Genomic DNA, 8527 nt, shown 5'->3' on the forward strand with positions numbered 1-8527 from the left:
AGCGCGAAGACCGCGTGCACGCAGCAGTAGTCGAACTCGACGCCCTGCCCGATCCGGTTCGGTCCGCTGCCCAGGACCATCACCTTCGGCCGCTCCGACTCGGTGACCTCGTCCTCCTCCTCGTACGTGGAGTAGTGGTAGGGGGTGTAGGCCTCGAACTCGGCGGCGCAGGTGTCCACCGTCTTGAACACCGGCGACAGGCCCAGTTCCCGTCTGCGGGCACGGACCTGGCCCTCGGTGGCGTGCAGCAGCGCCGCGATCTGCGCGTCGGCGAACCCGTCGCGTTTCGCGGCCAGCAGCACGTCACGGTCGAGGGCCGCCAGACGCTCCACGGCGCGCAGCTGCTTGCGCCGCTCCACCAGCTGGGCGAGCTGATCGACGAACCACGGGTCCCACCCGCTGGCAGCCGCGACCTGATCGACCGTGTGGCCGCGGCTGAGCGCCTCGTCGACCGCGCTCCACCGCCCCGCGTGCGACGTGCGCAGCACCCGGTCGAGCTCGTCGGCGGTCACGTCCAGCACCCCGCGGTTCGGCCCCGACCCGTCCGGACCGGGCCGGACGCCGGCCGCCCCGAAACCGATCTCGCCGTCCTCGAGCGACCGCAGCGCCTTCTGGAACGACTCCTTGAACGTCCGCCCGATCGCCATCACCTCCCCGACCGACTTCATCCGGGTCGTCAGGACGTGGTCGGCGCCGGCGAACTTCTCGAAGTTGAACCGTGGGACCTTCACCACGACGTAATCGATGGTGGGCTCGAACGCCGCACGGGTCTTGCGGGTGATGTCGTTGGCGATCTCGTCGAGGGTGTAGCCGATCGCGAGCTTGGCGGCGATCTTCGCGATCGGGAAGCCGGTGGCTTTCGACGCGAGCGCCGAGGAGCGCGACACGCGGGGGTTCATCTCGATCACGACCTGGCGGCCGGTTGCAGGGTCGACCGCGAACTGCACGTTCGACCCGCCGGTCTCCACACCGATGCGGCGCATCACCGTGAACGCCGCGTCGCGCATCTGCTGGTACTCGCGGTCGGACAGGGTCATGGCCGGTGCCACCGTGATCGAGTCGCCGGTGTGGACCCCCATCGGATCGAGGTTCTCGATCGGACAGATCACGACGCAGTTGTCGAGCCGGTCGCGCATCACCTCGAGCTCGTACTCCTTCCAGCCCAGGACCGACTCCTCGACCAGGACCTGGTGCACCGGCGAGTCGGCCAGACCCTGGCGGATCATCTCGCGCAGCTCCGCCTCGTCGCGGGCGATGCCGCCGCCTTTCCCCCCCAGCGTGTACGACGGTCGCAGCACCAGCGGGTAGCCGAGTTCGCCGGCGGCGGCCAGCGCCTGTTCCACCGTGCGCACGTACGTCGAGTGCGGCGTCTCGAGCCCGCACTCGGCCATGGCGTCCTTGAACCGCTGGCGGTCCTCGGCGGTGGCGATCGCCTCGGGGTCCGCGCCGAGCATCTCGACCCCGAGCGCGTCGAGGTCGCCGCGTTCGTGCAGTTCGATGGCGAGGTTCAGGGCGGTCTGCCCGCCGAGGGTGGGCAGGAGCGCATCGGGGCGCTCACGCTCGATCACCGCCCGGACCGCGTCGGCGGTGAGCGGCTCGATGTAGGTGGCGTCCGAGAACGCCGGGTCGGTCATGATCGTGGCCGGGTTGGAGTTGATCAGCACGACCCGAAGACCCTCCTCACGGAGCACCTTGCAGGCCTGCGTCCCCGAGTAGTCGAACTCGGCGGCCTGGCCGATCACGATCGGGCCGGAGCCGATCACCAGCACCGATTTCAGGTCGTCACGTCGCGGCATATCGCGCCTACCTCATCATCCGCGCGAACCGTTCGAACAGGTACTCGGCGTCGTGGGGGCCGGGTGCGGCCTCCGGGTGGTACTGCACGCTGAACGCGGGCAGGTCGACGCACGTCAGCCCCTCACAGGTGCCGTCGTTGAGGTTGACGTGGCTGACCTCGACCTCGCCGTGCGCGGCAGTGCGGTAGCGGTGCTCGCCGACCTGCTCGCCGAGCGTGGTCGCGTCGACCGCGAACCCGTGGTTGTGGCTGGTGATCTCGACCGTCCCGTCGTTGCGCCGCAGCACCGGCTGGTTCACGCCACGGTGGCCGAACCGTAGCTTGTAGGTGTCCGCCCCGAGCGCGTGCCCGAGCAGCTGCGACCCCAGACAGATGCCGAATACCGGCACCTGGCCCAGCAGCCCCCGCAGCGTGTCGATGCCGTACGTCACCGCCGCGGGGTCGCCCGGCCCGTTGGACGCGAACACCCCGTCGGGCTCGTAGGCGAGGACATCGTCGGCGCTGGCGGTGGCCGGCAGCACGTGGACGTGCAGGCCCCGCTCGGCGAGGTTGCGCACGATCGACCGCTTCATGCCGTAGTCGAGCGCCACGACGCGGTGGCGCACCTCCCCCGCCGGCGCGACGTTGAAGGGCTCAGCGGCGGCGACCTCGCGGGCCAGGTCACGGCCGACCATCGAGGGGCTGTCCAGGACCTGCGCCAGCAGCGCGTCGACGTCGAGGACGTCGGTGGAGATGGCGCAGCGCATCGCCCCGCGCTCGCGGACGTGGCGGGTCAACCGGCGGGTGTCGACACCTTCGACGGCGACGACCCCGGCGTCGGCCAGCGCGCTGCGCAGGTCGTTCTCTGCCCGCCACGACGACGGGCGGCGGGCGGCCTCACGGACGACGAACCCGGCCACCTGGATCTGCCCCGACTCGGCGTCGCGGTCGTTCATGCCGTAGTTGCCCACGTGCGGGACGGTCATGGTCACGATCTGACCGCGGTACGACGGGTCGGTGAGGACCTCCTGGTACCCGGCCATCCCGGTGTTGAACACCGCCTCCCCGAAGCTGGTGCCCGGCGCTCCGAACGACACCCCACGGAACGCGGTCCCGTCCTCGAGGACCACGAGCGCGTCGAACACGCCGCCGCTGTGATCAGCTCCCATCGCGTACCTCCCCGTCGCGGAGGGTGAAGCGTCCGCGCAGCAGCGTGTGCACAGGACGCGCGGTCAGCTTCCGTCCTTCGAACGGGGTGTTCCGCGACCGGGACCGCAGCCGGCGCGCCTCCACCGTCCAGCGCGCCTCCGGGTCGATCACGGTCAGGTTCGCCGGCCGACCCGGGCTGATGCCGCCAGCGTGACCGTCGACGTCGCGGACCGCCGCCGGGCCGGTCGTGAACCGCGCCACGGCGGTCAGCAGGTCGAGTTCTGGCTCACGGTCACCGTTCGGTGCCACCAGCTCGGTGAACACCACCGCGAACGCCGTCTCCAGCCCCAGCATGCCGCAGGGGGCGTGCTCCCACTCCTGTTCCTTGCGCTCGAGCGGGTGCGGGGCGTGGTCGGTCGCGACCGCGTCGATGGTTCCGTCGGCGAGCGCGGCGCGGAGGGCACGGACGTCGCCGGGGGTGCGCAGCGGCGGGTTGACCTTGAGGTTGGGGTCGAAGGTCGTGACCGCCCGCTCGTCCAGGGTGAGATGGTGTGGGGTGACCTCGGCGGTGACCCGGACCCCACGAGCCTTCGCGGCGCGGATCAACTCGACGGTCCCCGCGGTGGACACGTGCGGGACGTGCAGGCGTGCGCCGAGCCCGCTGGCGAGGATCAGGTCTCGGGCGACCATCACCTCCTCCGCCTCGTGTGGCCAGCCGGGCAGCCCCAACACCGACGAGAGCGCACCCTCGTTCATCTGGGCGTCCTCGGTCAGGTCGGGGTCCTCGCTGTGGTTGCAGATCACCGCCCCGAACGCCCCCGCGTACTGCAGCGCGCGGCGCATCACCAGCGCGTCGGCGACCGGCCTGCCGTCATCGCTGAAACAGTCGACCCGCGCCGCACACGCGTGTAGCTCGCCCATCTCCACCAGGACCTCACCGGCCAGCCCGCGGGTGATCGCCCCGACCGGGAAGGCATCGACCAGGCCGACCTCGCGGGCGCGGCGGTGGACCAGCTCGGCGACGGCGGCGGAGTCACACACCGGGTCGGTGTTGGCCATGGGGCACACAGCGGTGTACCCACCGGCGGCGGCGGCGGCGCTCCCGGTGGCGATGTCCTCGGCGTCCTCGAACCCAGGTTCGCGCAGGTGAGTGTGCAGGTCCACGAACCCGGGCGCCACCCACAGCCCCGCGCAGTCCACCACCGTGGCGGTACCGCGATCCAGCTGCGGGGCGACCTCGACGATCGCGCCGTCGACGACGCGCACATCAGCGATCTCGTCGCGGCCGGTGGCGGGGTCCACCACCCGCCCGGCCTTGAGCAACAGCGCACCGTCCTCCGCGCCCCGCCCGGCGTTCGGCCGCGACACCATCAGCCGCGCACCTCCTCGACGGGCACCGCCGCGGACGCTGGGCCGTCACCGCCGCCGAGCATCAGGTACAGCAACGCCATGCGGACCGCGATCCCGTTGGTGACCTGGTCGGTGATCACCGACCCTTCGCCGTCGGCGACGTCCGCCGCGATCTCGACCCCGCGGTTCATCGGCCCGGGGTGCATCACGATGGCGTGATCGGGCAGGCGCGCCCGCCGGGCGGCGTCGACACCCCAGAGGCGGGCGTACTCGCGGATCGACGGCAGGAACGTCCGCGTCACACGCGCGCGCGCCGCAGCGCCACGGCCGGCTGCCGCCAGCGGTGCCTCCCCCGCCGCACCATCGCCTGCGCCCATCCGTTCGCGTTGCACCCGCAGCAGGTACAGCACGTCGACGTCGCCGAGGGCGGCGTCCAGGTCGGTGGCCACGGTCACACCCCAGCTGTCCACCGCCGGGGGCAGCAGGGTGGGTGGGCCGACCAGGGTCACGTCGGCGCCGACCAGCTGCAACGCCTGGACCTCGCTGCGGGCGACCCGGGAGTGCAGGACGTCGCCGACGATCGCGACCCTCACCCCCTCGAGCCGGCCCAGGTGCCGGCGGATGGTGTAGAGGTCGAGGAGCGCTTGGGTGGGGTGCTGGTGCCAGCCGTCACCGGCGTTGAGCACCTTCGCGTCGACCCACCGGGTCAGCTGCAGCGGGGCGCCCGACGAGTGCGACCGCACCACGATCGCGTCCACGCCCATCGCCCGCAGGGTCAGCGCCGTGTCCTTGAACGACTCACCCTTGCTGACGCTCGAACCTCGCGTGGTGAAGTTGATGACGTCCGCCGACAGCCGTTTGGCCGCGACCTCGAAGCTGAGACGCGTCCGGGTGGAGTCCTCGAGGAACAGGTTGCAGACGGTCCGGCCCCGCAACGTGGGGACCTTCTTGATCGGACGCTCGGCGATGTCGCGCAGCTGCTCGGCCGTGTCGAGGATGGCCTCGACCTGCTCGACGTCGAGATCCTCGATGGACAGCAGGTGGCCGAGCGGCTTCACGGTCGCCCCTCTCGGGGGACGATCTCGACCCCGTCCTCGCCGTCGATCTCACGGAGCAGGACACGCACGTCCTCGTCGTGGGACGTCGGGAGGTTCTTCCCGACGTGGTCGGCACGGATCGGCAGCTCCCGGTGGCCTCGGTCGACGATCACCGCGAGGCTGACCGCCCGGGGACGTCCCACCTCCGACAGCGCGTCCAGAGCGGCACGGACGGTGCGGCCGGTGTACAGGACGTCGTCGACGAGGACCACGACGCGCCCGTTGACGTCACACGGGAAGCGGGTCTCGCCCAGCGGGAGCGGACCACGGCGCGACAGGTCATCGCGGTACAGGGTGACGTCGAGCGCCCCGTGGGGGACCGCCACGCCCTCGATGCGCAGGATCGCCTCCGCGAGCCTGGAGGCGAGCGGCACGCCGCGGGTGCGGATGCCCATCAGGACGAGATCGTCCGCGCCGCGGTTGCGCTCGAGGATCTCGTGGGCGATGCGCGTGACGATCCGGTTGAGGTCCTCGCCGACGAGGATGCGCCTGCGGTGGCGCCTGGTGGCGGGAGCGCCCGTCGGCGCGTCGCTGGTCACGCTGTGGTCCCTTCCCGGCCTCGCAGGACCGGTCGTTAAAGGGTCTGTCGTTCGCGGCGAGCGTACCGCCCGGCGGGGTGCCCACCAACGATGGACGCGGCACGCTCGACCGTCACATACCGCCCGCGGCCGGGCGGAGCTGCGCCGGGTCGACCAGCACGTGTCCGCCCCGACGACCGCGGTCGTCGTCCCAGCGTCGGAACCCGGCTACCACGTACCCGCGGTCCAGGTACGCCAGGAACGCTCTCCGGACGTGCAGCCGCCAGAGCGACGCCGCGTCCACCCCGAGTCGAGCGCGGACCCGGCTGAGGTCGGCGGGGACCTCCACGACGACCGCGACGGCGTCGAGATCCAGCCGCGGCTCACCTGCGGGCAGCGTGACGTCGACGTCCGACCAGACCGTCGAGAACGCCGACGCCGGCGACGATGGCGTGTGGGGATCCGGGGCGCTGGGCGTGTCGGTTGCACCGCCCCCGAGCGCGGCGGGCCACTCGATACCGCTGCGGGCGACGTACCCGGCGAAGCGGCGCCGGACACGGGCAGCGCGGAGCGGCCAGTCGAGCCACAGCCGGTCGGTCGGCAGACCTTCGTTGAGCGGGTCGCGCATGGGACCGTAGTAGTCGACGAGGTACCGACGGCAGGTCCCGCCGAGTTTCTCCAGGTTGATGTGGGCGTTGCGGGCCTGCAGCGGGTCGAAGGTCCACGTGATGTGCTCGTACCCGGCATCGAGCGCGAGTGCGCGTTGCAACCACTTGAGCGTCTCACCGACCTGCCGGTCGCGTGACTCGGGGGACACCGCGGTCTGGTGCGAGTGCAGCCAGACCTGGCCGCGGTCGTGGGCCGGGAACCCGTAGCAGAAACCGATGCACGAGCCGCTCGTATCGTCGAAAGCGCCGATGAGGATGGCGCCGCACGAACCGACGGCGATCAGGTGAGAGGCCGGCGTCACGTTGGTCGGGCCCCAGATCTCGGCCTGCAGATCGACAACGTGCGCGTAGTCGCCGGCGTCCCGGTCGAGGGGCCGGTAGATCACGCCACGGTGCGTCAGGTGCGCTTCGGGGAGGGCCATCCAGCGACCGTACCGAGCGGAGCAGCGAACGGGTGCATGGACGGCGGTGGCGTCAGCCACGGCGGTCGGCCGGTCCACGTAGGCTGCACGCGGCGCGCGCGGGGCTGCGCTCGCCAGGGGGGGACATGTCGCTGGGTGCACGCACGTCCGTGTCGTCGGTGCTGCGGCCGCTCGTCGGTCTGCTCGCCGTCGCGGCCATCGCTGGGTGCGACTCCGTACGCGCCCGCCCGCTGACCGAACGCGTCGAGTCAGCGCCGGCTGCGTCCCACGCGCCGTCGCCGCCGGCGGCAGCACCCTCCGCCTCGCCGTCGGAGCCCGCCGACGCCGCGTCGGAGGACGGGCTGCCGGAGGCGCCCGAGATCGTCCGCGGCGTCTACGTCCATCCGTTCTCCTTCTGGGACGACCGGTGGCCCCACCTCATCCAGCTCGTCCAGGACACCGAGCTGAACGCGCTCGTCATCGACGTCAAGGACGAGTCCGGCACGCTGCTGTGGAACATCGACCACCCGCTGGCCGAGGCCGGCGGAGGCGGCGCGTGGCGCAACAGCTTCGACGGCATCGAGGACCGCCTCCAGCAGCTCGAGGACGCCGGCGGGTGGGCGATCGCCCGCATCGCCTGCTTCAAGGACACCCGCGTCGCCGACGCGCGACCGGACCTGGCCATCCAGGACAGCTCGGGACGGACGTGGAAGGCCCGGAAGGGCTTCTCGTGGCTCAACCCCTACCAGGACGGCGCCGGCGACTGGTGCATCGACGTCGGGCTCGCCGCGATCGAGATGGGCTTCGACGAGATCCAGTACGACTACATCCGCTTCCCCAACGGCGGTGACGGCGACATCGACGGCATCCGGCTGCCGGGCGTGCCGGAGGACCGGCCGCGCGAGCAGTGGCGGCACAGCGACGAGATCGTCGATTTCCTCGCCCGCGCCTCGGAGCGCATCCACGACGCCGGCGGGTACATCTCCGCCGACCTGTTCGGTCTCGTCACCTACGACTTCCGCTGGGACGCCGGCGGCACCGGTCAGGTGCTGGAGCGCATCGCCGAGCACGTCGACTTCATCTCGCTCATGGTCTACCCGTCGCACTACGCCGGTGGGAACTACGGCCTCGAGCCCCACCCGATCGAGCACCCGTACGAGACGGTGTGGAACGCGATGCAGGAGGCGCAGATGCGCGTGCAGGATCTGCGCGCGGAGATCCGCCCGTGGCTCGAGGACTTCTCGGCACCGTGGATGGGCTACCCGAACCACTCGCCGGAGCACGTCACCGAGCAGATCCGCGCCGTCTACGACAACGGCATCGACGGGTGGCTGCTGTGGAACGCCGGGAACCGCTACACCGAGCAGATCCTCGAACGCGGGGAGGCGAAGAGCCACGCGGACCCCGACTTCCGCCCACCGGCGCGGACCGCGAACCCCGACCCCGCTCCCGGTGCGCGCGAGCACACGTGGCCGGGCATGCCACCCTGCGATCCCTACCCGGGGATCCTCCTCATCGGCGAGGGCAACCTCGCGGGGTCGCGACCGCCGGAGCCCGCCCTGCCGTACGA

At 71.6% G+C, this 8527-nt stretch carries 7 protein-coding genes; 1 reads left to right on the forward strand and 6 read right to left on the reverse strand.

Annotated elements, in window-relative coordinates:
* The 6 genes from carB to M3N57_03170 all read right to left on the reverse strand — a co-directional run.
* Window positions 1-1796, reverse strand: a 1796-nt coding sequence (gene carB / locus M3N57_03145) for a carbamoyl-phosphate synthase large subunit (GenBank protein MDP9021695.1), incomplete at its 3' end; no start/stop codon positions are given.
* Window positions 1797-1803: 7 nt separating this feature from the next.
* Complete coding sequence (carA, locus tag M3N57_03150; GenBank protein ID MDP9021696.1) at window positions 1804-2943, reverse strand: glutamine-hydrolyzing carbamoyl-phosphate synthase small subunit; 1140 nt, start codon at window positions 2941-2943, stop codon at window positions 1804-1806.
* On the reverse strand, window positions 2933-4294 hold the full coding sequence (locus M3N57_03155) for a dihydroorotase (GenBank protein ID MDP9021697.1): 1362 nt from the start codon (window positions 4292-4294) through the stop codon (window positions 2933-2935). The genes carA and M3N57_03155 overlap by 11 nt, the downstream gene beginning before the upstream one ends.
* Window positions 4294-5331, reverse strand: coding sequence for an aspartate carbamoyltransferase catalytic subunit (locus M3N57_03160; protein ID MDP9021698.1), 1038 nt, complete (start codon window positions 5329-5331; stop codon window positions 4294-4296). The genes M3N57_03155 and M3N57_03160 overlap by 1 nt, the downstream gene beginning before the upstream one ends.
* On the reverse strand, window positions 5328-5909 hold the full coding sequence (pyrR, locus tag M3N57_03165; GenBank protein MDP9021699.1) for a bifunctional pyr operon transcriptional regulator/uracil phosphoribosyltransferase PyrR: 582 nt from the start codon (window positions 5907-5909) through the stop codon (window positions 5328-5330). The genes M3N57_03160 and pyrR overlap by 4 nt, the downstream gene beginning before the upstream one ends.
* Window positions 5910-6021: 112 nt before the next feature.
* A complete protein-coding gene (locus M3N57_03170; GenBank protein ID MDP9021700.1) occupies window positions 6022-6978 on the reverse strand; it encodes a hypothetical protein in 957 nt (318 codons plus the stop codon).
* A 125-nt stretch (window positions 6979-7103) separates the two neighbouring features.
* Here M3N57_03170 and M3N57_03175 point away from each other — a divergent pair.
* Window positions 7104-8527, forward strand: a 1424-nt coding sequence (locus M3N57_03175; protein ID MDP9021701.1) for a putative glycoside hydrolase, incomplete at its 3' end; no start/stop codon positions are given.

This window comes from Actinomycetota bacterium, from assembly GCA_030776725.1.
GTDB lineage: Bacteria > Actinomycetota > Nitriliruptoria > Nitriliruptorales > JAHWKO01 > JAHWKW01.